This is a genomic window from Vibrio sp. Vb1574 (genome assembly GCF_033338675.1).
In genome coordinates this window covers 1-26,148 of record NZ_JAWOTC010000049.1, presented here as the reverse complement: position 1 = coordinate 26,148, position 26,148 = coordinate 1, and the positions used below count along the sequence as shown (strand labels likewise).

28 protein-coding genes are annotated in these 26,148 nt (G+C 44.5%); 24 read left to right on the top strand and 4 right to left on the bottom strand.

Features of this window, described 5'->3' with window-relative positions; translation table 11 throughout:
• The first annotated feature begins 62 nt into the window (after window positions 1-62).
• The 14 genes from pilM to rplI all read left to right on the top strand — a co-directional run bounded on the left by pilM (window position 63) and on the right by rplI (window position 11,251).
• Entirely contained in the window at window positions 63-1,079 is a 1,017-nt protein-coding gene (pilM, locus tag R7O12_RS21020) for a type IV pilus biogenesis protein PilM (protein ID WP_137282404.1), read from the top strand.
• Window positions 1,063-1,638, top strand: coding sequence for a PilN domain-containing protein (locus R7O12_RS21015; protein WP_005381323.1), 576 nt, complete (start codon window positions 1,063-1,065; stop codon window positions 1,636-1,638). Before pilM ends, R7O12_RS21015 begins: the two co-directional genes overlap by 17 nt.
• Window positions 1,631-2,224 carry a type 4a pilus biogenesis protein PilO gene (locus tag R7O12_RS21010; RefSeq protein WP_005381322.1) on the top strand — a complete coding sequence of 198 codons (594 nt, stop codon included), beginning with the start codon at window positions 1,631-1,633 and terminating at the stop codon, window positions 2,222-2,224. Before R7O12_RS21015 ends, R7O12_RS21010 begins: the two co-directional genes overlap by 8 nt.
• Window positions 2,214-2,729: a pilus assembly protein PilP gene (locus tag R7O12_RS21005; RefSeq protein WP_005381321.1), complete on the top strand. Its 516-nt coding sequence runs from the start codon at window positions 2,214-2,216 to the stop codon at window positions 2,727-2,729. The genes R7O12_RS21010 and R7O12_RS21005 overlap by 11 nt, the downstream gene beginning before the upstream one ends.
• A 25-nt stretch (window positions 2,730-2,754) precedes the next feature.
• Window positions 2,755-4,500 (top strand): type IV pilus secretin PilQ, encoded by a 1,746-nt coding sequence (locus R7O12_RS21000; RefSeq protein ID WP_031779065.1) that lies wholly within the window; start codon window positions 2,755-2,757, stop codon window positions 4,498-4,500.
• 187 nt (window positions 4,501-4,687) lie between these two features.
• Window positions 4,688-5,206, top strand: coding sequence for a shikimate kinase AroK (gene aroK / locus R7O12_RS20995; protein ID WP_005381319.1), 519 nt, complete (start codon window positions 4,688-4,690; stop codon window positions 5,204-5,206).
• A gap of 32 nt (window positions 5,207-5,238) precedes the next feature.
• Complete coding sequence (aroB, locus tag R7O12_RS20990) at window positions 5,239-6,339, top strand: 3-dehydroquinate synthase (protein ID WP_005381318.1); 1,101 nt, start codon at window positions 5,239-5,241, stop codon at window positions 6,337-6,339.
• 52 nt (window positions 6,340-6,391) lie between these two features.
• Entirely contained in the window at window positions 6,392-7,903 is a 1,512-nt protein-coding gene (locus tag R7O12_RS20985) for an SPOR domain-containing protein (protein WP_137282403.1), read from the top strand.
• Window positions 7,904-7,972: 69 nt separating this feature from the next.
• Window positions 7,973-8,812 (top strand): Dam family site-specific DNA-(adenine-N6)-methyltransferase, encoded by an 840-nt coding sequence (locus R7O12_RS20980; protein ID WP_137282402.1) that lies wholly within the window; start codon window positions 7,973-7,975, stop codon window positions 8,810-8,812.
• A gap of 92 nt (window positions 8,813-8,904) precedes the next feature.
• Complete coding sequence (rpe, locus tag R7O12_RS20975) at window positions 8,905-9,576, top strand: ribulose-phosphate 3-epimerase (protein WP_005381300.1); 672 nt, start codon at window positions 8,905-8,907, stop codon at window positions 9,574-9,576.
• A 244-nt stretch (window positions 9,577-9,820) separates the two neighbouring features.
• The gene (gene rpsF, locus R7O12_RS20970) at window positions 9,821-10,210 is read left to right on the top strand and encodes a 30S ribosomal protein S6 (RefSeq protein ID WP_005381299.1); all 390 of its coding nucleotides are present in this window, start codon (window positions 9,821-9,823) and stop codon (window positions 10,208-10,210) included.
• An 8-nt stretch (window positions 10,211-10,218) separates the two neighbouring features.
• Entirely contained in the window at window positions 10,219-10,521 is a 303-nt protein-coding gene (priB, locus tag R7O12_RS20965) for a primosomal replication protein N (RefSeq protein ID WP_005381298.1), read from the top strand.
• Window positions 10,522-10,537: 16 nt separating this feature from the next.
• Window positions 10,538-10,765, top strand: coding sequence for a 30S ribosomal protein S18 (gene rpsR, locus R7O12_RS20960; protein ID WP_000090472.1), 228 nt, complete (start codon window positions 10,538-10,540; stop codon window positions 10,763-10,765).
• Window positions 10,766-10,798: 33 nt separating this feature from the next.
• A complete protein-coding gene (gene rplI, locus R7O12_RS20955; RefSeq protein WP_005382760.1) occupies window positions 10,799-11,251 on the top strand; it encodes a 50S ribosomal protein L9 in 453 nt (150 codons plus the stop codon).
• Window positions 11,252-11,328: 77 nt separating this feature from the next.
• On the opposite strand, the gene R7O12_RS20950 is transcribed toward rplI, so the two are convergent.
• Window positions 11,329-12,093 (bottom strand): DUF481 domain-containing protein, encoded by a 765-nt coding sequence (locus R7O12_RS20950; protein WP_005381276.1) that lies wholly within the window; start codon window positions 12,091-12,093, stop codon window positions 11,329-11,331.
• A 221-nt stretch (window positions 12,094-12,314) separates the two neighbouring features.
• On the opposite strand from R7O12_RS20950, the gene R7O12_RS20945 reads away from it, so the two are divergent.
• Together R7O12_RS20945 and alr are read left to right on the top strand one after the other, a co-directional pair.
• Window positions 12,315-13,715, top strand: a complete 1,401-nt coding sequence (locus R7O12_RS20945) for a replicative DNA helicase (protein WP_318105953.1) — start codon at window positions 12,315-12,317, stop codon at window positions 13,713-13,715.
• 13 nt (window positions 13,716-13,728) lie between these two features.
• Window positions 13,729-14,805 carry an alanine racemase gene (gene alr, locus R7O12_RS20940; RefSeq protein ID WP_318105964.1) on the top strand — a complete coding sequence of 359 codons (1,077 nt, stop codon included), beginning with the start codon at window positions 13,729-13,731 and terminating at the stop codon, window positions 14,803-14,805.
• A 38-nt stretch (window positions 14,806-14,843) separates the two neighbouring features.
• On the opposite strand, the gene R7O12_RS20935 is transcribed toward alr, so the two are convergent.
• A complete protein-coding gene (locus tag R7O12_RS20935) occupies window positions 14,844-15,263 on the bottom strand; it encodes a secondary thiamine-phosphate synthase enzyme YjbQ (protein ID WP_005381271.1) in 420 nt (139 codons plus the stop codon).
• Window positions 15,264-15,568: 305 nt separating this feature from the next.
• Here R7O12_RS20935 and pgi point away from each other — a divergent pair, with 305 nt between their 5' ends.
• On the top strand, window positions 15,569-17,221 hold the full coding sequence (gene pgi, locus R7O12_RS20930) for a glucose-6-phosphate isomerase (RefSeq protein WP_005381270.1): 1,653 nt from the start codon (window positions 15,569-15,571) through the stop codon (window positions 17,219-17,221).
• A gap of 99 nt (window positions 17,222-17,320) precedes the next feature.
• Here the strand turns inward: pgi and R7O12_RS20925 are convergent, their stop codons facing one another.
• Both R7O12_RS20925 and zur read right to left on the bottom strand, forming a co-directional pair.
• On the bottom strand, window positions 17,321-17,782 hold the full coding sequence (locus tag R7O12_RS20925; protein WP_005381269.1) for a chemotaxis protein CheX: 462 nt from the start codon (window positions 17,780-17,782) through the stop codon (window positions 17,321-17,323).
• Between the two features lie 9 nt (window positions 17,783-17,791).
• Complete coding sequence (gene zur, locus R7O12_RS20920; protein WP_005381268.1) at window positions 17,792-18,256, bottom strand: zinc uptake transcriptional repressor Zur; 465 nt, start codon at window positions 18,254-18,256, stop codon at window positions 17,792-17,794.
• Between the two features lie 321 nt (window positions 18,257-18,577).
• Between zur and dusA the strand changes: the two genes are divergently transcribed.
• From dusA to R7O12_RS20885, 7 genes are all read left to right on the top strand, one after another.
• The gene (gene dusA, locus R7O12_RS20915; protein WP_017821727.1) at window positions 18,578-19,558 is read left to right on the top strand and encodes a tRNA dihydrouridine(20/20a) synthase DusA; all 981 of its coding nucleotides are present in this window, start codon (window positions 18,578-18,580) and stop codon (window positions 19,556-19,558) included.
• Between the two features lie 164 nt (window positions 19,559-19,722).
• Entirely contained in the window at window positions 19,723-19,938 is a 216-nt protein-coding gene (pspG, locus tag R7O12_RS20910) for an envelope stress response protein PspG (protein WP_005381266.1), read from the top strand.
• Between the two features lie 98 nt (window positions 19,939-20,036).
• Window positions 20,037-20,696 (top strand): TIGR04219 family outer membrane beta-barrel protein, encoded by a 660-nt coding sequence (locus R7O12_RS20905; RefSeq protein WP_318105951.1) that lies wholly within the window; start codon window positions 20,037-20,039, stop codon window positions 20,694-20,696.
• A gap of 157 nt (window positions 20,697-20,853) precedes the next feature.
• A complete protein-coding gene (locus tag R7O12_RS20900) occupies window positions 20,854-21,084 on the top strand; it encodes a hypothetical protein (protein WP_005381264.1) in 231 nt (76 codons plus the stop codon).
• 117 nt (window positions 21,085-21,201) lie between these two features.
• A complete protein-coding gene (locus R7O12_RS20895; protein WP_213880920.1) occupies window positions 21,202-23,073 on the top strand; it encodes an assimilatory sulfite reductase (NADPH) flavoprotein subunit in 1,872 nt (623 codons plus the stop codon).
• Window positions 23,073-24,809 (top strand): assimilatory sulfite reductase (NADPH) hemoprotein subunit, encoded by a 1,737-nt coding sequence (gene cysI, locus R7O12_RS20890; RefSeq protein ID WP_005382750.1) that lies wholly within the window; start codon window positions 23,073-23,075, stop codon window positions 24,807-24,809. Before R7O12_RS20895 ends, cysI begins: the two co-directional genes overlap by 1 nt.
• On the top strand, window positions 24,802-25,581 hold the full coding sequence (locus tag R7O12_RS20885) for a phosphoadenylyl-sulfate reductase (RefSeq protein ID WP_005382748.1): 780 nt from the start codon (window positions 24,802-24,804) through the stop codon (window positions 25,579-25,581). Before cysI ends, R7O12_RS20885 begins: the two co-directional genes overlap by 8 nt.
• The last annotated feature ends 567 nt before the right edge of the window (window positions 25,582-26,148 follow it).

Here is a 26,148-nt window from a genome sequence, read left to right as displayed (position 1 = left end):
AACTCTTATTTGGATGCTAATAACAACCTTTGCACGAAGAAATTTCGGAGCGAGAGTAAGAGATGGATAAGCTAATCGTTACCGGCATCGATATAGGCTATAACAGCCTCAAAGCCGTAGTACTTAAACCCACAGGCAACAATTACGCTCTGTTGGGTTACAAAGAAATATTACTAAAGGAAGGTATTGTCGCTGAAAATAACACCATAAATCATCAAGAAATTGTAAAGACCCTCAAGCAGATAAAAAAAGAACTGCCTTTTGGTGCTAAAAAAGTTGCGATCTCAGTTCCTGATAACTCGGTAATTAGCAAGAAACTGCAAATAGAACAAAATCTTGAAGAGAGTGAAGTTGAGTTTGCAGTGATACAAGCCTTTTCTCATCAATCGCCATTCCCTGTCGAAGAGCTGAGTTTAGACTTCGTTCGTCTTCGCGCTGAGGGCGGGCAGAGTGGCAGTGATAGCTATCAAGTGTTTGCGACAAGAAAAGATGTGGTAGAAGGCCGAGTCGATGCATTACAAAAGTCCGGACTAAAACCTGTTTTAGTGGACGTGCATTCGCAAAGCCTTGGTCATATCTGGAAGCTCACCGCCGATCGCTTTCCTGACAAAAACAAATACTGCTTACTCGATATTGGCACTTTATCGAGCTCCTTCACCATGTTTACCGAACAAGGTGAACTGTTTCACAAAGAGTTTGCTTACGGCACACGCGGAGCAAACAGCGCTTCTCCAGTCGATTTTCTGTCCGATGATGCTCAGGAGAAAACAGAGCTGTTTAACCGTCAAATCGTAGAGCGAGTAAAGCGCCAGATGCAGCTCTATACCTCAATCAATGGCTCACAAAACATCAAGGGTATCTGGTTATCAGGGGAAGGGGCCTCCACTCCCATGCTCGCAGAGGAGTTGTCTCAACAATTGTCGTTAGAGTGTGAATTGCTAAATCCGCTAGGGCTATTTGAGATGAAGGTGTCTAAGCGTAAGCGTCGTGCTGTGGATTGGCAGCATTTCTCAACAGCAGCCGGACTGGCCGTTCGTGGCATTCATTGGCTAGGAGGCGCCCGTGCTTTATCGCATTAATTTACTTCCTTGGCGAGAGAATCAAAGAGAAGAGCACCGACGTCGTTTCATCAGTTTGGTCGCATTAGGTATGTTGGTCGCTGTTGGCATCCAGTGGGGTATTGGAAAGTTTTTTGAGTACCAACAAGATCAACAACAGGAGCGGCTCGATTACCTCACTCACTACATTGCCGAACTCGACCAGCGTATTGAAGCAATGAAAATTGCAGAGCAAGAGCACAGCAAAATCCTCGAACGTCTAAAGGTCGTTGAAGGTTTACAAAACGGACGAAACAAAACGACCGAGTTCATGAACTTAATGCCTGCCGTTATCCCTGAAGGTGTATATGTCGACAAGATCAAAATGAATGATCTGGAAATTGAGATCTCTGGGATCTCAGATAGCACTCCAAAACTTGCCACGATGCTAGACAACATGGAGCGCTCGGCCAAGTTGAACGACGTAGAAATGCATTCCATCGTTCACGGCAAAGCCCGTTTTGGGAAAGAGTTTCAAACATTCAAAGTGTCTTTCATGTTCAAAGTAACGGAGAAGAAATTGGAGGCTCAACGTGGTTGATTGGCAGGATCTCGAAATAGATGAAATGGCCGAGTGGCCATTGTTGCCCCAGATTGTAGTAATCGCGCTTCTGATCATGGTGATTCAAGGCTTAGGTTATTGGTTTTACCTTAAACCGAAAGACGAACAGTTGAATCACTTGATCCAGCAGGAGCAGACACTCAAGGTGGCATTGAAGATCAAAGCGAACAAAGTGGCAGCGTTGCCTCAGCTTCAATCTCAATTGGATGAACTTACCACCCGTTACGAGTTATTACTGCAGCAACTGCCTGCGCAAAAAGAGCTGGCTACAATGCTCGCTTCAGTGAATGAACTTGGCATCGACAATAAGCTGACTTTCACCCGAATCGACTGGGGCGAAAAACAATCAGAGCACTTCCTTTATCGTCTCCCTTTAAACATAGAGTTAACGGGCGACTTTCATGACATCGGCCATTTTTCTCAGGCGATAGCGACGCTACCTCGAATCATCACGTTTAAAGATGTGACTTGGCAACGTGTCAGCCAAGAGAGCGAAACCCTGCACTTTCGGGTGCGCGCTAACACCTATCAGTTTAAGCCGGAGGAGACGAAAAATGACAAGTAAGTCTTTGTTGCTGGTACTGATGGGTTCTCTATTGATGGGTTGCCAGGCGAATGATGAATCATTGACGGATTTTATTCGAGGAGTGGAAACACAGGCGCGTCGAGAGGTCGAGAAGCTTAAGCCCGTAGACAAGTATGTTGCAGTCACGTACGCACCGGAAGTACAGCGTGCACCCTTTGAATTACCCAAAGAAGCCACCATCGCGACTCAGCCAGTTGCAAGAAAAGATTGTTGGCAACCGCCCTCAAGAAGGCGAACTGGAAAATTAGAAAGATTCCCATTAAGCCAATTACGTTTGAAAGGGGTCATGGGCATGGATAACACGGTTTCTGGCCTCGTTCAGGCTCCCAATGGCACCGTCTATAAAGTTAAGCCGGGTCAATACCTTGGACGCAATAATGGCAAAGTGACCCATGTCAGCCACTCCTATTTGTTGATTAATGAAACGTTGCCCGACGGCTTAGGATGTTGGCAAAAACGTAAAGTTAAGTTGGCTTTGAGATAGCCCCATTTATTTTTGATATTGAGTAATGAAAATGAGACAAGGATTAACACGTACACCAAGGATACTTACTGGGCTCTTCTCCTTATGGTTGTTTGTATTTTTAGCCCCTTTAGCTGCAGCAGAAGAAGTTTCGTCCAATGCCCTAAAAAGTATCGACTTTCGAACTAATAAAGATAAAGACGCCGTGATTGTCGTCGAATTGGCGTCACCGGCCGCGATTGTAGATATCAAGCGTGTACAGGAAGGGTTAAGTATCGATTTGCTTAACACTTCAGTAAAAGACGAGCAATTGTATCTCCTAGACGTGAAAGACTTTTCGACTGTGGTTGAGAGCGTAGAAGTGTTTCGCGACACCTCGACGACGCGCTTGGTTGCGCACATCAATGAAGAATACATGCATGATTACCGTTTAACGGGGCGTTTTTTGGAAATCAAAGTAGCGAAGATCAAACCCAATGAGAAAGCCCCAGATAAAAGCATTTTAGAAAGAGAAGGTAAGCTTATTTCGATTAACTTCCAAGATATTCCTGTGCGAAACGTCTTGCAGCTTATTGCTGATTACAACCAATTCAATTTGGTTGTCTCCGACTCTGTAGAAGGCAACCTCACGCTTCGTCTTGATGGTGTCCCTTGGCAGCAAGTGCTGGATATTATTTTGCAAGTTAAGGGGTTAGATAAGCGTGTTGATGGCAACGTGATTTTAGTTGCTCCGACTGATGAGCTGGACTTGCGTGAGAAGCAGCAGTTAGAAAAACAAAAACTGACGGAAGAAATGGGAGAGCTTTCATCTGAAATCATCAAAGTTAATTTTGCTAAAGCATCAGACATTGCGGAGATGATCAATGGAGAAGGAAATATCAGCATGCTGTCAGAGCGCGGCAGTATGACCATTGATGAGCGAACTAACTCGTTATTGATTAGAGAGTTACCTGAAAACATCGAGGTGATTCGAGAAATTATTGAGTCTTTGGATATTCCAGTTAAACAGGTTCAAATTGAGGCGCGTATTGTGACCATCAATGAAGGTAACATGGACGAGCTAGGTATTCGTTGGGGTTTTACGTCTATTAATGGCAGTAATACAGTGGGCGGTTCTATTGAGAACAACCTTGCCACGATCGGTCTCTATAATGGAGAAGGGGGTGATGACGGTGGTGACGGTGATGGAGTAGGGATCGATGACTTCCTAAATGTAAACTTAGCTGCAACCAGTCCGAATGCGACCAGTCTTGCTTTCCAAGTTGCGAAGTTAGGTTCAGACACCTTGTTGGATCTTGAGCTTTCTGCTCTGCAACAAGAGTCTAAAGCTGAGATTATCTCGAGCCCACGTTTGATCACTACCAATAAGAAGCCTGCCTATATTGAACAAGGTACAGAGATTCCTTATCTTGAGTCATCATCAAGTGGTGCAACGACGGTGACGTTCAAAAAGGCGGTATTAAGTTTGAAAGTGACCCCGCAAATCACACCGGATAACCGCTTAGTGTTGGATTTAAGTGTCACGCAAGATAGACCTGGACAAGTCGTGAAGACAGGCACTGGTGAAGCTGTTGCGATTGATACTCAACGTATCGGGACGCAAGTGTTAGTGAATAACGGTGAAACGGTCGTTCTTGGTGGTATTTTTCAGCACAGCATTACTAACTCGGTGGACAAAGTACCTTTGTTGGGCGACCTGCCGCTATTAGGTGCTCTTTTTCGTCGAAGTTATGAGAATGTTGGCAAAAGTGAGCTGTTAATTTTCGTCACGCCTAAGGTGGTGATTCAGTAGTTCTGTCTCGGGAAAAACTGATTAAATCAAAAATAAAGTTGCAATAGTGGCACCATGCTTGGATAATTTCGGGTCTTATCACGAATTATCTGTGAGGAACTGGTGCCACAAGCCTTGTAGAACAGCAGTTTAGCTGTGTTTTCTTGTGGCGATCTTATTGAATCAATGTTGTAAATTACTGCTAAACATGGCTGAGAAACGTAATATTTTCCTTGTTGGCCCAATGGGCGCCGGCAAAAGTACAATTGGTAGACATCTAGCACAGCAACTGCATATGGAGTTTGTTGACTCCGATACAGTGATCGAAGAACGCACTGGTGCAGACATCTCTTGGGTTTTTGATGTAGAAGGTGAAGAAGGCTTCCGCAAGCGTGAAGAAGCGGTACTTGAAGACCTAACACAAGAGCAAGGCATCGTGCTTGCGACTGGCGGTGGCTCTGTTAAGAGCAAAGAAAACCGCAATCGTCTTTCGGCACGTGGTGTTGTTGTTTACTTAGAAACGACGATTGAAAAGCAACTTGCGCGTACAAACCGCGACAAGAAGCGTCCTTTACTTCAAACGGATAACCCTCGCGAAGTACTGGAGCAATTAGCTGAAGAACGTAATCCTTTATATGAAGAAGTAGCGGATTACACTGTTCGCACTGACGATCAAAGTGCAAAAGTGGTAGCCAACCAGATCGTAAAAATGCTAGAAGAGAGATAAGTCTTTATCTTTTTTTTAATTGGAGCAAACCGATGGAACGGATTACGGTCAACCTAGCTGAGCGTAGCTACCCAATCTCTATTGGCGCCGGGTTATTTGAGGACCCGGCGTACCTCTCTCAAGTTCTCTCAAACAAAAATGCAAAACAAAAAGTTGTTGTGATCAGTAATGTCACAGTGGCGCCTTTGTATGCAGACAAAATTTTAAAGCAACTCGAGCAGCTCGGTTGTAGTGCATCCTTGTTAGAATTGCCTGACGGTGAACAGTACAAAAACTTGGATGTATTTAATCAAGTAATGAACTTCTTACTGGAAGGGAGTTATGCTCGTGATGTTGTGATCATCGCGTTAGGTGGTGGTGTTATTGGCGACCTTGTGGGTTTTGCGTCTGCCTGTTACCAGCGTGGGGTCGATTTTATTCAAATACCGACCACATTACTATCCCAAGTGGACTCTTCGGTTGGTGGAAAAACCGCGGTTAACCATCCGTTGGGTAAGAACATGATAGGTGCGTTTTACCAACCTAAAGCCGTGATCATTGATACCAACTGCCTGTCGACGTTGCCTGAACGTGAGTTCGCTGCGGGTATCGCCGAAGTCATTAAGTACGGCATTATTTACGATGCAGATTTTTTTGTATGGTTAGAAGACAATCTTGAGCGCTTGTATGCGTTGGATGAAGAAGCACTAACTTATGCGATCGCACGTTGCTGTGAAATAAAAGCGGAAGTGGTGGCTCAGGATGAGAAAGAATCGGGCATCCGTGCTTTGCTTAACTTAGGTCACACCTTTGGTCATGCGATTGAAGCGGAACTTGGCTATGGCAATTGGCTGCATGGTGAAGCGGTATCTTCCGGCACTGTTATGGCGGCCAAAACGTCGCATCTACGCGGTCTGATCTCGGAAGAGCAATTTGAGCGTATTGTTGCGATTTTGCGTCGTGCAAAACTGCCTGTGCATACTCCAGACAGTATGAATTTCGATGACTTCATCAAGCACATGATGCGAGATAAGAAAGTCCTCTCTGGTCAATTACGATTGGTTTTGCCTACAGGCATTGGCACTGCCGAGGTAATTGCTGATACGACGCAAGACGTACTCAAGCAGGCAATAGACTTCGGTCGCGATATTTAACCTTGTAATGGCGCCTTTGGGCGTCATTCTTGTAGTGTATTAAGGTTATTAGATGAGTGTTGCTCACGTACTGGAATTAGATTCTCAAATCGAGTTGCTTGATAGATTAGGTCTACTGACTAACTTTGGTTCCAATCTCATTGCGATTAATGGTCATGATGGGTACGGGAAATCTTGGTTAGCGCAGCGATACCTTGAAGTGGGTGCCAGTAACAAGAATCAATGTTTGTTACTTTGTCATTCTAATCAAGACGATGTGCAGCATCGCGTCCTTATTTTGAGTCAACTAGTTTCGGACGCATTGTTTAATCAGCAAGAGCCTTTACTTGATAGCCTTGAAAGGCTTTTAGGTGATGAGCCGTGTGACATTGCAATTGTTGTAGATGATGCGCATTTATTGAGTGAGACACTTATCTCTGAGCTTTGGATGCTGGTCTTAGAGGCGCACCATAAGCCAAATTGGACCATCAATGTCTTATTGTTTACACAGTCTGGACGTTTAGAAGGTTTGCTAGCACGTCTCAGTTATGGACAAGAGATAAAGCCTGTTGAGCTTGATATTGATATGTTGTCCGAAGTGGAAGCTCGTCGTTTCTTTGAGTCACTTGTTGCGCGCTACGTCGATGATGAGTCTGAGAAACGGGTTCGAGATGCATTTAAAAAAGTCGACCCAGTACCGGGTGACATCATGGCGTTAGGAGAGATGAAAGTGGAAAAAAGGATCATTATCCGCTCGATTGTCGGTTCACCCCTGAATATTGCGTTGGTGGTATTAGTATTACTGTTGCTTGCTGCTGGTGGCTATTGGTGGATGCTTAGTCAACCAAGTCCTGATGATAAGGCGCAGCAAATTGCTGGCAGTTTAGAGCAAACGGCTATTCCAACTTTTGAAGAGTCAGGAATCAGTGCAGCGCAGTCTTCACTGCAACCTGTAACCGATGGTTCTAGCAGTCCTGATAAGTCTGGTGCGGTTGATGATTCTGATTCATTACCGCCAGCAGTGACAGAAGAAGTAGCGAGCGTAGGCAGTGATGACAATCAACAAAGAGTGGTGATTGAGTCGAATGTGGTCGATGCATTGCTTGAAGGTAAAACTGATTCAGCAGACACAAAAGCGATTGATGACGTCGTAAGTATAGAGAAGACAGAAACCGCCGATGAAACTAGCTCTCCTTTGATTAAAGTCGTAAAACCGAATCAAGATATGGCGCAAGCACCTGCTCAGTCAGAAGAGGGTGACGTAAACCAACCTGTTGTGAAGTTTTCATTTGCCCGTGAAGAACTAAAAGCGCTATCGCCAAGAGCTTATACTTTACAACTCGCAGCTATGACCTCAATGGAAGATGTACAATCCTTTCTCAATGAGCATCAACTGAATAATCAAGTGCGAATTTATCCTACCGTTCGTAATGACACCGAGTGGTATATCATCACATATCAAGATTATCCGACAATTCAAATGGCTCGTGATGCCGTCGCAAGCTTGCCAGATTCGGTTAAGTCGGTGAGTCCTTGGGCAAAATCACTCCGTCAGGTTCACCGTGAAATTGAACGAGTGAAATAAACCTGAGCTTCCCTGAAAAATATGTTACATTCCGCAGCCTTAATTTTTGGTCGATAGATAGAGCAGTAGATGAAAAAGCAACGAGCCTTTCTTAAATGGGCAGGAGGAAAATACGGACTGGTTGAAGACATCCAACGTCATTTGCCGCCGGCTCGAAAGCTAGTTGAACCTTTTGTTGGTGCGGGCTCAGTGTTTCTGAATACCGATTATGACCATTATCTACTTGCAGATATCAATCCAGATTTGATCAATCTGTACAACCTGCTGAAAGAACGCCCTGAAGAGTATATCTCTGAAGCGAAGCGTTGGTTTGTCGCTGAGAACAACCGCAAAGAAGCCTACCTACACATTCGCGCTGAATTTAATAAAACCGATGACGTGATGTACCGCTCTTTAGCGTTTTTGTATATGAACCGCTTTGGTTTTAATGGCCTATGCCGTTACAACAAAAAAGGTGGCTTCAATGTACCGTTTGGCTCTTACAAAAAGCCGTATTTCCCTGAGGCGGAACTGGAGTTTTTTGCAGAAAAAGCCCAAAAAGCTACGTTCGTTTGTGAAGGTTATCCTGAAACATTTCGTCGTGCGCGCAAAGGGAGCGTCGTGTATTGCGATCCACCTTATGCGCCGCTTTCAAATACGGCAAATTTCACCTCATACGCAGGTAATGGTTTCACGTTGGACGACCAAGCTGCATTAGCCGACATTGCTGAAAGAACAGCGACTGAACGTGGCATTCCTGTGTTGATTTCTAACCACGACACTACCTTGACACGTCGGTTGTATCACGGCGCGGATCTTAATGTGGTAAAAGTAAAGCGTACCATTAGCCGTAATGGTAACGGTCGTAATAAAGTTGATGAGCTACTTGCGCTTTTTCATGCCCCAGACATGGATAAATCAAACTCTTAATTCTCACACTATTATATCTAAATAGTGGATCTCCCCACTGGCTTCGGTAGAATTGCGCGCAGATTGTTTGCTCATTACTACTGAGGTCAGGTATGAAAGATTTTCTTATTGCTCCATCCATTTTATCGGCAGATTTTGCTCGTCTCGGTGAAGATGTAGAAAAAGTACTCGCAGCGGGTGCGGATGTGGTGCATTTCGACGTTATGGATAACCACTATGTACCAAACCTGACTTTTGGTGCGCCTGTGTGTAAAGCACTACGCGATTATGGCATCACAGCGCCAATCGATGTTCACCTAATGGTGAAACCCGTTGACCGTATTATTCCTGATTTCGCAAAAGCGGGTGCGTCGATGATTACGTTCCATGTAGAAGCTTCTGATCATGTAGACCGTACACTGCAGTTAATTAAAGAGCACGGCTGTCAGGCTGGTGTGGTACTAAACCCAGCAACGCCACTTGCAAGTCTTGAATTTATTATGGATAAAGTCGACATGATTCTACTGATGTCGGTAAACCCTGGTTTTGGTGGTCAATCATTCATTCCTCATACACTAGATAAACTGCGTGCCGTTCGTAAGATGATTGACGAGTCTGGTCGTGATATCCGCTTAGAAATCGATGGCGGTGTGAAGGTTGACAACATTCGTGAAATTGCAGAAGCGGGCGCAGACATGTTTGTTGCAGGCTCGGCGATTTTCGGTGAGCCAGATTACAAACAAGTGATCGATCAAATGCGCGCTGAACTGGCTGAAGTTAAATAAGCACCGATAAGCCAGCGCAATAACACGCTGATTTTAAAGGCTGCCAGCTTGTTGGCAGCCTTTGTGTTTTCTAGTATTAGAAGAAATTAAATATCCACTGCGCTGAGCAAATAATCACTTGCCTATTTTACGCCCTTTCTGTACTATTCGTGCTCCTTAAACTCAGTCAATTATCTTTAGTTCCTTGCTTCCTCTGGACGACTGAGCCATTTGTGGAAGCTGAATAATCCGTAAGGAGCAACCAATGCGTCATTACGAAATCGTATTCATGGTGCACCCAGATCAAAGCGAGCAAGTTGCTGGCATGATCGAGCGTTACACTGGTTCAATCACTGAAGCTGGCGGTAAAATCCACCGTCTAGAAGACTGGGGCCGTCGTCAACTGGCTTACCCAATCAACAAGCTTCACAAAGCTCACTACGTTCTTATGAACGTTGAAGCTGACCAAGCTGTAATTGATGAGCTAGAAACTGCTTTCCGTTTCAACGATGCAGTTCTACGTAACATGATCATGCGTACTAAAGCAGCGATCACTGAGCAATCTATCATGCTTAAGCAAAAAGAAGAGCGTGCTCCACGTCGTGAAGAGCGTTCTGAAGCTAAGCCTGAAGCTAAGTCAGAAGCTGCTGAGTAAGTTTTCTTATGGCCAATCGAATGGAGCTGAGCGGCACCATTGCCAAACCGCCCATTCGTAGTAAAAGCCCTGGTGGCATTGAACACTGTCGGTTTTGGCTGGAGCATCGCTCTACTATTATCGAAGCTGACTTACCTCGACAAGTTTATTGTCGTATGCCGGTAGTCGTCAGCGGGCTTGGGTCACAAGCACTAACTCAGAATTTAGTTCAAGGCAGTAACATTAAGGTAAGTGGTTTTGTCACTTATCAAACCGGCCGAAATGGCGTGGGAAAATTAGTGTTACACGCCGACAACATTACTCAAATTTAAGATCAGGAGATAGCCCATGGCTCGTTTCTTCCGTCGTCGTAAATTCTGCCGTTTCACTGCAGAAGGCGTACAAGAGATTGATTACAAAGACGTAGCAACTCTTAAAAACTACATCACTGAAGCTGGTAAAATCGTACCTAGCCGTATCACTGGTACAAGCGCTAAGTACCAGCGTCAACTAGCACGTGCTATCAAGCGTTCACGCTACCTAGCTCTACTACCGTACACTGACAAGCATCAGTAATCGGTTCATTTTATTAAGAAAGAGGATTAAGCAATGCAAGTTATTCTACTTGATAAAATTGGTAACCTAGGTGGTCTTGGCGATACTGCAAACGTTAAATCTGGCTACGCTCGTAACTTCCTTATCCCACAAGGTAAAGCAGTTATGGCAACTAAAGCTAACGTTGAAATGTTTGAAGCTCGTCGTGCTGAACTAGAAGCTAAAGTTGCTGAGCAACTAGCTGCTGCAGAAGCTCGCGCAGAGAAAGTTAACGCTCTAGAAGCTGTAGTTATCGCTTCTAAAGCTGGTGACGAAGGCAAACTATTCGGTTCTATCGGTACTCGTGACATCGCTGACGCTATCACAGCTGCAGGCGTTGAAGTTGCTAAGAGCGAAGTTCGCCTTCCTGAAGGTGCTCTACGTAACACTGGTGAGTTCGAGATCAGCGTTCAACTTCACTCTGAAGTTTTCGCAACTGTGAACCTACAAGTTGTTGCTGCTGAGTAATTCAGTATCAAGACGAAATACTAAAAAGCACCTCCTCGGAGGTGCTTTTTTTATTTCTAAAACTGAGAGAAAAAGGGTTAAAAAGCGAAAAGTAAATTAACGGAAAATACGCTGTCCGCTTTGCTTAAGCCTTCAGGCACTTTATCGTGATACTGACGAGAGTGCGCCAGTTTCAGTGCGATATCTTCAGTAATATCATTGGTTACACTGAGTTCACTATCAGTACGTGTGTTACTTCTACCTGTTACCAACGTAATATCAGCTGCGAAACTTAAATTATCCAACGCATGCCAAGTTGTGTTGATATTTCCTCGAAAAATGCCTTCTCTAACGATATCGGGAAAGACAATATCGTCATCATCTATTTCGTCTAAGTTTGGCTCTTGATAGCGAAAACCAGGGCCTACTTCTACCTCTAAAATGAAGTTCTCAGTGTAGGAGAACTGGTAACCCAAACCACCTGACAACGTATAGTCTTTAAAATAAGCACTGTAGCGAGAATCCACTCCTTTAAAGCTGCCATACAAATACGTCTTAGGGCCTAACTTGTAGTCACTCTGTAGGGAATAGGTGGATGAGCGTTTGTCTTCTTCACCGTCTTTGTACAAGTTGTAGTACTTCCATTCACCATTAGAACGGTGTCGACCTGACGTATATTCAGCACTCAAACGAGCATTCAGGGAACGAGAGTCCGTGTTACCTGTGTGAGCTTGATAGCCGAACTCCACCTCGGTTTTTAGTGGGTCGGGTACATCAATATTTTGCTCTGGCTGTACTGATTCGTCAGCATACGATGCACTAGCGCACAGTAGGCTAAAGCTAAGTAACCAGTATCGGGACACATCAACCTCGAACGTAATCAAAAAGGAGGGGCATGATACTGATACAGATATTTGGTTGGGTCAATGGTAGGTTAATTTTTATTAGAGCTAGGCGGAAGAACCAGGCTATTACCCGGGTGGTTCACATGATGATTTCTTAACAAGTAATTGTCGCTTCGGGGAAGCATCTCAGCTAGGTTAAGGTTATAATCGTGGGTCAATAGTAGTTATCGAGCAAAGTCATGGCGGAAAACAGAAATCGCAAACCTTCAGACAGTCAGGTCGACGCAATCAAAATGCCACCTCACTCACTAGAAGCCGAGCAATCAGTAATTGGTGGTCTTTTACTGGATAATGAACGTTGGGACACCGTTGCCGAACGTGTTGTGAGCAGTGATTTCTATAGTCGTCCACACCGCCTGATTTTTGAAGGTGTAAAAACCATTCTTGAAGCGGGTAAACCTCTCGATCTTATTACTTTATCGGAATATCTAGAGCGTCACGAGTTGTTAGAAGATGTAGGCGGTTTTGCTTACCTCGCTGACTTGGCGAAGAATACGCCAAGTGCAGCTAACATCAATGCGTATGCTGATATTGTCGCTGAGCGTGCGATTGTTCGTGGTCTTATTGGTGTCGCGAATGAAATTGCGGACGCGGGCTATGACCCTCAAGGTCGCAGTTCTGAAGATTTAATAGACATGGCGGAGAGTAAAGTTTTTGCTATCGCCGAGTCTCGAACTAGTGAAAACGAAGGACCACAAAACGTCGACAACATCCTCGAAAAGACGTTAGAACGTATCGAGTTGTTGTATAAAACGCCACAAGATGGTGTTACCGGGGTCGATACCGGTTTCACCGATCTCAATAAGAAAACCGCAGGTTTGCAAGGCTCTGATTTGGTGATTGTCGCAGCGCGTCCATCGATGGGTAAAACGACCTTTGCAATGAACTTGTGTGAAAATGCGGCCATGCAACAAGAAAAGCCCGTACTTATTTTCTCGTTAGAGATGCCAGCTGAACAGTTGATGATGCGTATGTTGGCCTCTTTGTCTCGTGTTGACCAAACCAAGATCCGTACGGGTCAGCTAGATGACGAAGATTGGGCGCGTATTTCTTCTACTATGGGTATCCTGATGCAGAAGAAAAATATGTACATTGATGATAGCTCTGGTCTAACTCCGACCGAAGTGCGTTCGCGCGCTCGCCGTATCGCTCGTGAACATGGCGGTCTATCTATGATCATGGTCGACTACCTTCAGTTGATGCGCGTGCCTTCGTTAACCGATAACCGTACTCTTGAGATTGCTGAGATCTCTCGCTCTCTTAAGGCGCTGGCAAAAGAGCTAAATGTGCCTGTTGTGGCACTGTCGCAGCTAAACCGTTCCCTAGAGCAACGTGCGGATAAACGACCAGTAAACTCGGACTTGCGTGAATCCGGTTCCATCGAGCAGGATGCCGACTTGATCATGTTCATCTACCGTGATGAGGTTTATCACCCAGATAGTCCGTACAAAGGTACGGCCGAAATCATTATTGGTAAACAGCGTAACGGTCCTATCGGCTCTGTTCGCCTCACTTTCCAAGGTCAACATTCGCGTTTCGACAACTACGCGGGTCCTGCATTCGATATTGATGATGAGTAATTCCATGAGCTATATGAAAGCGGCCAAGGCGTGCATTGATTTGTCTGCGTTGCAGCACAACTTACAGCGCGTAAAAGCTCAAGCGCCACAAAGTAAAGTGATGGCTGTCGTCAAGGCCAATGGTTATGGTCACGGATTACGTCATGTCGCAAAACATGCTAACCATGCGGATGCGTTTGGCGTGGCTCGCATTGAAGAAGCATTGCAACTGCGCGCTTGTGGAGTAGTAAAGCCGATTCTATTGCTAGAAGGTTTTTACTCTCCTGGTGATTTACCTGTTCTTGTGACGAACAACATCCAAACCGTGGTGCACTGTGAAGAGCAGCTTATCGCCTTGGAGCAAGCAGACCTTGAAACTCCGGTTGTCGTGTGGCTGAAGATTGACAGTGGCATGCACCGCCTTGGGGTTCGTCCTGAACAATATGACGACTTTGTAACGCGGCTGAAGGAGTGTCCAAATGTAGCGAAACCGTTGCGTTACATGAGCCACTTTGGCTGTGCAGATGAGCTGGATAGCGATATTACCCCACAACAGATTGAGCTGTTTAAATCGTTGACTTCTGGTTGCCAAGGGGAACGTTCACTGGCGGCATCTGCGGGGTTATTGGCATGGCCTCAAAGCCATTTAGATTGGGTTCGTCCGGGTATTATCATGTATGGTGTGTCGCCATTCGATGACAAAACGGCGCAAGATCTTGGGTATCAGCCTGTCATGACACTTAAATCCCACCTTATTGCGGTACGTGAAGTGAAGAAGGGCGAAAGTGTTGGCTATGGTGGTATTTGGACCAGTGAGCGAGATACAAAAGTTGGGGTCATCGCTGTAGGGTATGGCGACGGTTACCCAAGAAGTGCTCCAAACGGTACGCCGGTGTGGGTTAATGGCCGTAAAGTACCTATTGCAGGTCGAGTTTCCATGGATATGCTGACGGTCGATTTGGGACCAGACGCAACGGATAAAGTCAGCGAAGAAGCGATTCTTTGGGGGAAAGAGCTCCCAGTAGAAGAAGTGGCGGGTCACATTGGTACGATTGCGTATGAACTCGTGACTAAGCTAACGCCTCGCGTCGAGATGGAATACTCCAAATAAACAACGAAAGGCTAACCCAAGGTTAGCCTTTGTTTTATCTACTCACCGTTAATCGTAGCAATAACGCGGCGGCCGCCACCAAAGTCTCGATGCTCACCCAAGTAAATACCTTGCCATGTTCCTAAAGCTAATCGACCATTTTGGATTGGTACCGTCACACTACTGCCAAGCAGTGATGCTTTAATATGTGCCGGCATGTCGTCGTCACCTTCATAGGTGTGCTGATAATAAGGAGCACGCTCTGGCACAAACTTATTGAAGTGCGCTTCCATGTCCATACGCACGGTTGGATCAGCATTCTCATTTAAGGTCAAACTGGCGGAGGTGTGCTGAATAAATAAGTGTAATAAACCTACTGAAAGTTCGTTTATTTGTGGTAATTGTTGTTCAATTTCATCAGTTATCAGGTGAAAACCGCGGCTTCTCGCTTTTAATTGCAGTGTTTTTTGTGCCCACATACGTGTTCCTTTGGAAATTTATAAATTGGCGTCTATCCTATTCCAATTAGAGCCTGTCATTAGTAAATGATATGATTCTTGTCATCGTAAATGAATGTTCAATTTCAGGGCAGGGAACGTGACCTAACTCAATGTGAGTGTAAAAGCTCTCGGTCATAATTGGCGCCTGAAAAAAAATTACAAAGACTTGTTTTGTGGCAATTTGCCCAAACATCTAATTTATATTCTATTTGCTAAATCGGGGATTCCACAGTTTTCGCTAGACTGTAAGGAATGGAACCTACTGTAACATCGGGATAAAGACCATGTTGAAAAATATCAATCCAACGCAAACACAAGCTTGGAAAGCGCTAACGGCGCATTTCGAATCTGCACAAGATATGGATCTTAAAGAGCTGTTTGCTCAAGACGCAGCGCGTTTCGACAAATACTCTGCACGTTTCGGCTCAGACATCCTAGTCGATTACTCAAAGAACCTCATCAATGAGGAAACTCTGAAGCACCTGTTTGCTCTTGCGAAAGAGACCGAGCTGAAATCTGCAATTGAAGCGATGTTCAGTGGTGAAGCGATCAACCAAACAGAAGGTCGCGCTGTTCTTCACACTGCACTACGTAACCGCGCTAATACTCCAGTTATGGTAGATGGCGAAGACGTAATGCCAGCAGTGAACGCGGTTCTAGAAAAAATGAAATCATTCACTGAGCGCGTTATCGGCGGTGAATGGAAAGGTTACACAGGCAAAGCAATTACCGATATTGTGAACATCGGTATCGGCGGTTCTGACCTTGGCCCTTACATGGTGACGGAAGCTCTAGCGCCATACAAAAATCATCTAAACCTTCACTTCGTATCTAACGTTGATGGTACACACATCGTTGAAACGTTGAAGAAAGTTAACCCAGAAACGACGTTATTCTTGATCGCGTCTAAGACGTTTACAACACAAGAAACCATGACTAACGCGCACACTGCTCGTGATTGGTTCCTAGAATCGGCGGGTGATCAGGCTCATGTGGCTAAGCACTTTGCTGCGCTTTCAACAAACGCGACAGCCGTGTCTGAATTTGGTATCGATACAGCGAACATGTTTGAATTCTGGGACTGGGTTGGTGGCCGTTACTCACTATGGTCTGCGATCGGTCTATCAATTGCACTAGCAGTAGGTTTCGACAACTTCGTTGAGCTGCTTGATGGCGCTCACGAGATGGACAAGCACTTTGTATCAACAGATCTAGAAAGCAACATCCCTGTGATCCTTGCGCTTATCGGTATTTGGTACAACAACTTCCACGGTGCGGAATCAGAAGCTATTCTGCCTTACGATCAGTACATGCACCGTTTCGCGGCGTACTTCCAGCAAGGTAACATGGAATCAAACGGTAAATACGTTGACCGTGACGGCAATGCTGTAACTTACCAAACTGGCCCAATCATTTGGGGTGAACCAGGTACCAACGGTCAGCACGCGTTCTACCAGCTAATTCACCAAGGTACTAAGCTTATCCCATGTGACTTCATTGCACCTGCAATTAGCCACAACCCAGCTAGCGATCATCACCAAAAACTGATGTCTAACTTCTTCGCGCAAACTGAAGCTCTAGCGTTTGGTAAAAATGAAGAAACCGTGAAAGAAGAGTTGGTGAAAGTAGGTAAGAATGCTGAAGAAGTGGCAGCGATTGCGCCATTCAAAGTGTTTGAAGGTAACCGTCCAACAAACTCTATTCTAGTGAAGCAAATCACGCCTCGTACGCTAGGTAACTTGATCGCAATGTACGAACACAAAATTTTCGTACAAGGTGTTATCTGGAATATCTTCAGTTTTGACCAGTGGGGCGTGGAGCTAGGTAAACAACTGGCTAACCAAATCCTACCTGAGCTTGCAGACGAGTCTCAAATCAGCTCGCATGACAGCTCAACAAATGGTCTAATCAACGCATTTAAAGCGTTCAAAGCTTAATGTTTGAATAGATAAAGAAAAGGTCAGCAAATGCTGACCTTTTTATTGCCTGAGGCAAAAACAAAATAGGTTGGCCAGTGCCAACCTATTTTTTCTCTTTTATTCGAAGCAAATTTCGATAAAGGCATTTCCCCATTGGGAAGAGAAAGGCATGATAATAATTGAGCCTTCACACTTGTGGCGAATCGTATGACCTCGGCCCGAAACCACAACCGGTGTTGCCATATCAAAGTCAAAACCACTTTCCGCCAGAATGCGTTTCGCACCACCAGTAACCATGTTGGTGATCTCACCCACCATATCGGTCACTTCTTCATTGAGCCCATTTGGACGTTCACCAAGCATGTTCTGCATGATTTCTAGGGCGAGTGCTTCATCAAAGGTGATCGACATTGAACCACGAGTTTGTGGGCCTACCATACCAATCAGACCAGAAACGTCACCTCGTGCGATCTCATCTTTTTTGATTCGCGGTTTTTGTGGCTTCAGCTCAAGAGAAGCCATAGTTTTTAGCACGTTCATTAAAGAAGCTAAAAACGGGTTTACAAATTCAGCGCGCATAACGTTCTTCTATACTTTTTCTTTCGTCTCGGAGGAACAGGCCTGGCATTCACCATGAGTTTCAATAACTTGGTTGGTCAGTTTGAATCCATGCTTCTCGGCATTTTCGGCTAACAAGGATATCAGCGTCTCATCTTCGAGTTCAACGACATCACCACATTTATCGCAAATTAGTAATTGGAAAAAGTGCTGCTGAGTATTGAAAGAACAACAAGTAATAAAGCTATTTGTCGATTCCACTCGGTGGATGAAGCCTTGTTCTAGGAGAAAATCTAATGCTCGATAAACAGTGGGCGGCTTAGCCTGAGGCTCACTCTCTTTTAGTTGCTCCAATAGCTCATACGCACTTGAGGCGCGGCGATTAGAACAAATGAGTTCAAATACGCGTCGGCGTTGCGGAGTCAGTCGTACTCCACGCTCTGCGCAGATACTTTCAATTTGTTCAATGATTGTTGGGTTCAAACCTTTCACCATAACTATCGGACGTGCTCTATGATAAATCATTTCTATACGAAGTTCGTTTAGAAATGCTTCATTTTACCCACTATCAGAACGAAAATCATGAATTAAAGCAAGTCGGTGGTGGTGTGAAGGCGGAATAATCATCACAGAATGAATCAACGAATGACAGATTCGTATTACTTCTGCGTATTCCTAAGCACTTGGCTAGTCAGCCAACCAAATCATTCTCGCTGAAACTAGCACCCAGAGGTGCTTGGGTATACAATACCCGACTTATTTTTTGAGCGTACTGCTGCGCTCGACCTTGGCAACATAAAAACGGGTGTTTATATCATGACTCATTCTTGCAGGCTCTCCGTAGCACCAATGTTAGATTGGACTGATCGTCATTGTCGCTACTTCCATCGCTTAATGACCAAAGAAACCCTGCTGTACACTGAAATGGTGACGACAGGTGCGATCATTCATGGAAAAGGAGATTTCCTGGCTTATAACGAAGAAGAGCATCCGTTAGCCCTTCAACTTGGTGGTTCAAACCCAGCAGATTTGGCTACGTGTGCCAAGCTAGCGCAAGAGCGTGGCTACGATGAGATTAACCTAAACGTGGGGTGTCCATCTGACCGCGTACAAAACGGTCGCTTCGGTGCTTGCCTAATGGCTGAACCGCAGTTAGTTGCGGATTGTGTCGCAGCAATGAAAGACGTGGTCGATATCCCTGTAACAGTCAAGACTCGCATTGGTATTGATGATCAAGACTCTTACGAGTTCCTAACGGATTTCGTTTCTATTGTTTCAGAAAAGGGTGGCTGTGAGCAGTTCACTATCCATGCTCGTAAAGCTTGGTTAAGTGGTTTAAGCCCAAAAGAAAACCGCGAGATCCCACCATTGGATTACCCACGCGCTTACCAATTGAAGCAAGACTTCTCACACCTAACGATTGCGATTAACGGTGGCGTGAAATCATTAGAAGAAGCAAAAGCACATCTTCAGCATCTTGACGGTGTGATGATTGGTCGTGAAGCATACCAAAGCCCATATCTACTGGCATCGGTAGACCAAGAGTTGTTTGGCTCTAATGCTCCAGTGAAGAAACGCAGCGAAATTGTTGAAGAGATGTACCCATACATTGAAGCGCAATTAGCGAAAGGTGCGTACCTTGGTCACATTACCCGTCACATGTTAGGTTTGTTCCAAAGCATGCCCGGTGCTCGTCAATGGCGTCGTCATATCAGTGAAAATGCGCACAAACCAGGTTCTGGTCTAGAAGTATTGCAAGACGCGCTAGCTAAGATTCCAAAAGAATTGAATGTGTAAAATTCGCCAGTGAATGGCTAAAATTACCAACTAAAGAATGATAAAGCCAGAGTGCAGAAATGCCTCTGGCTTTGTTTTTTTATTAAAAATCATAATCTTAACTTCGTTTCTGTAAGTTGGTATGGAAACTGCTCTGTTTATTGAAAACAAATGGAGAAGTGATTATGTTGGAGCTAATCTTTATTTTAGTCTTTGCGGCGACCTTGTTGGTTACGGGTATCACAATGATGACCGTATTCGCAGCAACTGGTATTGCGTTAGTTGTGATGTTTTTACTGGGAATGGTTGGAGCGGTACTCAAACTATTACCATGGTTAATCGTGATTGCATTGGGTATTTGGTTCTTCAAGAATTACGTTGCTCAGCCCCGCTATAAATAATGAGTAACATCATTTAGTTGATGGAGAGGCGTGAGAATATGGTATATTTCCTCTCACGTCCTCTACGTGAATATCAGCTATCTCGGAGTAAATACTACATGACAAATAAAGCGAACATCGCTTTAACGGCATTATCGTTGGCAGTATCTTTTCCTGTTTTTGCAGAGTACTCTGTATCGACAAAAGTCGGCGCAGAGGTATGGGCTGCCGACACTAAAGTTAATGAAGTGAGACGAGATAGCAGTACCACAGGCACTTTTTTTGCGGCGATTGAACATGATGTTAAATACGTCCCTAATGCGCGCCTTCGTTACTCAAGTGTTGATGCGAATTACATGGGGTTCGATAAGCTCGATTTAACCTTGTATTACCACGTTCTAGAGCATGATTTATTGCACTTTGATGCGGGTCTTACGTTCAGTAATTTAAGTGACACTAAATATATTGATGCTGGCTCAAGCAGGCGTGTAGAAGAATTTGATGAGCTGATTTGGGCTTGGTATGGCTACGCAGAAATTCAAGTTCCGGATACAAACTTTGATGTGATTGGTGAGATAAACTTTGGTGACAACAAAGGTATCAAAAGCACCGATTTCATGGCAGGTGTTCAATACAATGTACCGCTCGAAAAAGCTCGACTGGCTTTTCGTGGAGGTTACCGTGTGATTGATTTAGAGTCCGATAAATTCATGTCGGATCTAGGGAAAGAGTTTATTTTTGCTAACGGCTTCTTTGTGAGTGCGGAATACGCGTTCTAAATTCAGCCATGTTAGATATTCGATTTACTTAAAACGTCGCTTTATAAGCGGCGTTTTTTTATATCACTTCATTATATCTAATCGAAATTTCTCCCTATTTGGCTGACTTAGACCATGCTTACCTAGGAGCAATGTGAAAGTTAAAGCAGGGATAGCGATGACAATAAATGAACTAAGACATCTATTCCGTGAAAATCAGCTTATCGAAGCGATTATTGAGCCTGCAATCCAAGAGGGTGGTTGGGTTGTAGAGTTCAGACATGCGCGCGGTGGTTTTGTTTTTCTAACGGACAGTCACGGCGAAGAATGTCTTTATGAAGATTTGGATACTGCGTCAAAATCGGCAATGGCAGTAGGCTTTCAACAAGTCCGCATTGAAGATCGATGAGCAAAAAGTAAGCCGTTCTTACTTCCAAAAAGTTATAAAACATTCACTTCTATTCTTTCTTGTTATTAAGGAGAGTGGGTACTCTATCGTCACGCAATGAATAGGGATGTCGTGATAATGTCTTTTCAAAAGAATGAGTATTCTCACAAGAATGTGTCTGAAGATAATAATGGGCAAGGAGGAAATCCTCCAATCACAAGCCCTCTGAATGACCAACAAATTAGCTCACTCCAACAAACTGTCTCTGAGTTGTCTTCACAGCAACTTGCTTGGGTCAGTGGGTATTTTTGGGGATTAGCTCAAAATCAACCAAACACAGCGGTAACGCCAATTGCACAAGCAACGGCAGCCGTATCAGCGAAGCCAGCAGGTAAGTTGAGTATTATTTTTGCTTCCCAAACGGGCAATGCTAAAGGTGTTGCTGAAGCTCTGGAACAGGAAGCAAAAGCAGAAGGAATTGCAGTCGAACTTTTTGATGCAAGCGATTACAAAGGTAAAAACTTAGCCAAAGAAACGCATGTCATTATTGTGGCATCGACTAACGGCGAAGGCGAAGCGCCAGACAATGCCATTGAGCTACATGAGTTTTTGCAATCGAAGAAGGCTCCTAAGCTGCCAAACCTGCAATATGGTGTTATTGCATTGGGAGATTCTAGCTACGAGTTCTTCTGTCAGACCGGTAAAGACTTCGACACTTACCTATCAAAGCTAGGCGCGACTCCATTTATCGAGCGTCTTGATTGCGATGTGGATTATGAAGCCCCCGCAACTGAATGGCGTAAGAATGCGTTAGACAAGGTAAAAGATACACTTTCTTCTGGCTCTGAAGCGGATGTGGTTCAACTTCCAGTGGGTCAAGCTGCGACTGCGCACTCTCCTTACAATAAACAAAATCCGTACACTGCGACGTTACTGACCAGTCAAAAAATCACGGGCCGTGACTCTGGAAAAGACGTTCGTCATATAGAAATCGACTTAGAAGGCTCGGGCTTAACGTATCAGCCAGGTGATGCACTAGGTGTGTGGTTTGAAAATAGCTCGGAACTTGCAAATGCCATTCTTGGTAAGGTCGGTTTGTCTGGGGTTGAGACTGTTGACGTTGATGGTGAAAGCTTGTCAATCCACAGTGCTCTCGTGAGTAAATATGAAATCACAACATCTAACCCGCAGCTCATCACAAAGTTTGCCGAGTTATCCGGTAGCAAGAAGCTACAAAAGTTAGTTGAAGATAAAGATAAGCTTCGCGAGTACTCTGCAAATACTCAAATCGTTGATGTACTGGCAGAAAAGAAAACCAAGTTAACCGCAGATGAGTTGATTGGTTTGCTTCGTCGTCTTACTCCACGCCTTTACTCTATTGCATCAAGCCAAGAAGAGGTCGATGAAGAAGTACACCTAACGGTTGCTTTGGTTGAGTACGAACAAAACGACGAAAAACGATATGGTGGTGCGTCTAGTTTCTTAGCACAGCGTCTCGAAGAGGGAGATGAAGTTAAAGTATTTGTTGAGCATAACAACAACTTTAAACTGCCGGAAGATGATAGTACTCCAATTATCATGGTTGGTCCTGGCACAGGGATCGCACCATTCCGTAGCTTTATTCAGGAACGTGAAAACCGCGATGCTGAAGGCAAAAACTGGTTGTTCTTTGGTGATCGCACGTTCACTCAAGACTTCTTGTACCAAGTGGAATGGCAAAAGTATCTCAAGTCAGGAGTACTAAGCCGATTGGATGTTGCCTTTAGTCGTGACCAAGTAGAAAAGGTTTACGTACAACATCGCATCTTAGAAAACGCAGCTCAAGTGTGGCAGTGGATCCAAGAAGGCGCTTATATCTATGTCTGCGGTGATGCAACGCGTATGGCAAAAGATGTGCACGACGCATTGGTTATCGTTGCTGAACAAGAAGGCAAGATGCCGCGTGACGATGCAGAACAATTTATTAATGACCTACGTAAAGCGAAACGTTATCAGAGGGATGTGTACTAATGACTTTTTCTACGGACAATAATAAGCAGGTTGTATTAGGTGAAGAGTTAGGGCCGCTATCTGATAACGAGCGCCTGAAGCGAGAAAGCAACTTATTACGTGGCACCATTGAGCAAGATTTACAGGACCGTATTACTGGTGGCTTTACTGCCGACAACTTCCAGTTAATTCGTTTCCACGGTATGTATCAACAAGACGATCGTGATATCCGTAATGAACGCACAAAGCAAAAACTGGAACCATTACATAATGTGATGCTTCGTGCTCGTATGCCTGGAGGCATCATCACGCCAACGCAATGGTTAGCGATCGACAAGTTCGCAACGGAGCACTCTTTATATGGAAGTATTCGTCTGACGACTCGCCAAACGTTCCAGTTTCATGGGGTATTAAAACCCAATATTAAGTTGATGCATCAAACGCTCAACAGTATTGGCATTGATTCGATTGCAACCGCGGGTGATGTAAACCGTAACGTGTTGTGTACCACTAACCCAGTGGAGTCAGAGTTACACCAAGAAGCTTACGAATGGGCGAAGAAGATCAGTGAGCATCTATTACCAAAGACGCGCGCTTATGCAGAGATTTGGCTAGACGGTGAAAAAGTAGAAAGCACGGAAGAAGACGAACCGATTCTAGGCAAGAACTACTTACCACGTAAGTTTAAAACTACAGTGGTTATCCCACCGCAAAATGACGTAGATGTACACGCTAACGATCTCAACTTCGTAGCGATTGCAGATAACGGTAAGCTGGTAGGCTTTAACGTCCTGGTCGGCGGCGGCTTAGCGATGACGCATGGCGATACATCAACTTATCCGCGCCGCGCTGACGACTTTGGCTTTATTCCGCTGGACAAGACACTTGATGTTGCCGCAGCTGTAGTAACAACTCAGCGCGACTGGGGTAACCGTTCAAACCGTAAGAACGCAAAAACCAAATACACATTGGATCGTGTAGGTAGCGATGTCTTTAAAGCGGAAGTCGAGAAACGTGCTGGTGTTAAGTTTGAGCAAAGCCGTCCATATGAATTCACAGAACGTGGTGACCGTATTGGCTGGGTAGAAGGAATTGATGGTAAATATCATCTAGCGCTTTTCATCGAAAACGGTCGCTTATTAGACTTTCCAGGTAAACCACTTAAGACGGGTGTTGCTGAAATTGCCAAAATCCACAAAGGCGATTTCCGCATGACAGCAAACCAAAACCTAATTGTTGCGGGTGTACCTAAAAACGAAAAAGCGAAGATTGAAAAGATCGCTCGTGAACATGGCTTAATGGACGACGGCGTAAGTGAACAGCGTAAGAACTCAATGGCTTGTGTTGCTTTTCCAACTTGTCCGCTAGCGATGGCAGAAGCTGAACGTTTCCTTCCTCAGTTTGTTACTGATGTGGAGGGGATTCTGGAGAAGCACAACCTACCAGAAAATGACAACATCATTTTGCGTGTAACTGGGTGTCCAAATGGCTGTGGTCGCGCAATGTTGGCTGAAATTGGTCTAGTTGGCAAAGCGCCGGGTCGTTACAACTTGCACCTAGGTGGTAACCGTGCCGGTACTCGAGTACCAAAAATGTATAAAGAGAACATCACGGATAAGCAAATCTTAGAAGAGATTGATCTGCTGGTGGCTCGATGGTCGAAAGAGCGTGAAGAAGGCGAAGCCTTTGGCGATTTCACTATTCGTGCTGGCATTATCCAAGAAGTGCTCGTATCAAAGAGGGACTTTCATGCTTGATTCTGTAGCATCCAAGCTGGAGCTCACAGAGTTACTGACATTAACAAAGACGGAGCAAATCCTCCGTCTTGCTCAAATTAATGTCGAGCTCGAAAAGCTTTCAGCACAAGAGAGAGTAGCGTGGGCTTTAGATAATCTAGAAGGCGAGTTCGCGGTTTCTTCTAGTTTTGGTATTCAAGCCGCGGTTATGCTTCATTTAGTTACTCGCGCCAAAGCGGACATCCCCGTCATTCTAACCGATACTGGTTACCTGTTTGCTGAGACGTACCGATTTATCGATGAGCTGACAGATGCTCTCAACCTAAATTTAAAAGTTTATCGAGCCAAAGAAAGTGCGAATTGGCAAGAAGCTCGATATGGAAAATTATGGGAGCAGGGTGTAGAGGGAATTGAAAAATACAACAAGCTCAATAAAGTTGAGCCGATGCGTCGAGCGTTAAAAGAGCTTAATGTTGGAACGTGGTTCTCTGGATTGCGTCGAGAGCAAAGTAAATCTCGTGCAGGTTTACCGATTCTATCAATTCAGAACGGTGTGTTTAAATTTCTACCAGTAATTGATTGGACTAATAAAGACGTTCATTACTACTTAGAACAACACGGCCTTAAATACCACCCATTATGGGATGAAGGTTACCTTTCAGTTGGTGATACACATACCACTCGTAAATGGGAGCCGGGAATGTCAGAGGAAGAAACTCGATTCTTTGGCTTAAAGCGAGAATGTGGCCTACACGAAGATGATGGCTCTGAACAAGATGGGTCTGGCATATAGCCATAATGCTCTTTAAATAGAGTTTAGGTTAAGTTTAATAAAGATAGCTGCAATAAAGCAGCTTTCTTTATTTATGGTACTTGAAAAATACGTCTCAAAGAACAACTCTGTGGATAAGTTGTGTGAGAGTTTGGGGTAAAGTTGAATAAATAAAGGTTTGATCGAAAACTCATCGTTTAACCATTATTTTTGCAATTTTTGAAAAATAACACTTGCCAATGTGAGCGCGATCTCTATAATGCCTCCTCGTCGACAGGGCAAGGGCTCACAAGGGTTTAAGCGAAGTTGATAAGGCTGAAAAGAAAAACGAAATAATTTGAAGAAAGTGTTTGACACAATAAATTATATCGCTAGAATGGCCGCCTCTTCCGAAGTGATGTCAATCACAAAGAAGAGTTGCTCTTTAACAATATAGACCTATCAATCTGTGTGGGCACTCGTTGATGATAATCCAATTCGATACTTCGGTATCAAATTAGGTTTCAATGATACGAAGTGACCATTGAATCTTCGGATTCAGCACAGTCAATTCAAACATTACTTATGTAATGTTCAGTATTCATTGAG

Coding starts and splice junctions, on each gene's coding strand:
- pilM (WP_137282404.1), top strand. CDS start 63: ATGGATAAGCTAATCGTTACCGGCATCGATATAGGCTATAACAGCCTC.
- R7O12_RS21005 (WP_005381321.1), top strand. CDS start 2,214: ATGACAAGTAAGTCTTTGTTGCTGGTACTGATGGGTTCTCTATTGATG.
- R7O12_RS21000 (WP_031779065.1), top strand. CDS start 2,755: ATGAAAATGAGACAAGGATTAACACGTACACCAAGGATACTTACTGGG.
- aroK (WP_005381319.1), top strand. CDS start 4,688: ATGGCTGAGAAACGTAATATTTTCCTTGTTGGCCCAATGGGCGCCGGC.
- aroB (WP_005381318.1), top strand. CDS start 5,239: ATGGAACGGATTACGGTCAACCTAGCTGAGCGTAGCTACCCAATCTCT.
- R7O12_RS20985 (WP_137282403.1), top strand. CDS start 6,392: ATGAGTGTTGCTCACGTACTGGAATTAGATTCTCAAATCGAGTTGCTT.
- R7O12_RS20980 (WP_137282402.1), top strand. CDS start 7,973: ATGAAAAAGCAACGAGCCTTTCTTAAATGGGCAGGAGGAAAATACGGA.
- rpe (WP_005381300.1), top strand. CDS start 8,905: ATGAAAGATTTTCTTATTGCTCCATCCATTTTATCGGCAGATTTTGCT.
- rpsF (WP_005381299.1), top strand. CDS start 9,821: ATGCGTCATTACGAAATCGTATTCATGGTGCACCCAGATCAAAGCGAG.
- priB (WP_005381298.1), top strand. CDS start 10,219: ATGGCCAATCGAATGGAGCTGAGCGGCACCATTGCCAAACCGCCCATT.
- rpsR (WP_000090472.1), top strand. CDS start 10,538: ATGGCTCGTTTCTTCCGTCGTCGTAAATTCTGCCGTTTCACTGCAGAA.
- rplI (WP_005382760.1), top strand. CDS start 10,799: ATGCAAGTTATTCTACTTGATAAAATTGGTAACCTAGGTGGTCTTGGC.
- R7O12_RS20945 (WP_318105953.1), top strand. CDS start 12,315: ATGGCGGAAAACAGAAATCGCAAACCTTCAGACAGTCAGGTCGACGCA.
- alr (WP_318105964.1), top strand. CDS start 13,729: ATGAAAGCGGCCAAGGCGTGCATTGATTTGTCTGCGTTGCAGCACAAC.
- R7O12_RS20935 (WP_005381271.1), bottom strand. CDS start 15,263: ATGTGGGCACAAAAAACACTGCAATTAAAAGCGAGAAGCCGCGGTTTT.
- pgi (WP_005381270.1), top strand. CDS start 15,569: ATGTTGAAAAATATCAATCCAACGCAAACACAAGCTTGGAAAGCGCTA.
- R7O12_RS20925 (WP_005381269.1), bottom strand. CDS start 17,782: ATGCGCGCTGAATTTGTAAACCCGTTTTTAGCTTCTTTAATGAACGTG.
- zur (WP_005381268.1), bottom strand. CDS start 18,256: ATGGTGAAAGGTTTGAACCCAACAATCATTGAACAAATTGAAAGTATC.
- dusA (WP_017821727.1), top strand. CDS start 18,578: ATGACTCATTCTTGCAGGCTCTCCGTAGCACCAATGTTAGATTGGACT.
- pspG (WP_005381266.1), top strand. CDS start 19,723: ATGTTGGAGCTAATCTTTATTTTAGTCTTTGCGGCGACCTTGTTGGTT.
- R7O12_RS20905 (WP_318105951.1), top strand. CDS start 20,037: ATGACAAATAAAGCGAACATCGCTTTAACGGCATTATCGTTGGCAGTA.
- R7O12_RS20900 (WP_005381264.1), top strand. CDS start 20,854: ATGACAATAAATGAACTAAGACATCTATTCCGTGAAAATCAGCTTATC.
- R7O12_RS20895 (WP_213880920.1), top strand. CDS start 21,202: ATGTCTTTTCAAAAGAATGAGTATTCTCACAAGAATGTGTCTGAAGAT.
- cysI (WP_005382750.1), top strand. CDS start 23,073: ATGACTTTTTCTACGGACAATAATAAGCAGGTTGTATTAGGTGAAGAG.
- R7O12_RS20885 (WP_005382748.1), top strand. CDS start 24,802: ATGCTTGATTCTGTAGCATCCAAGCTGGAGCTCACAGAGTTACTGACA.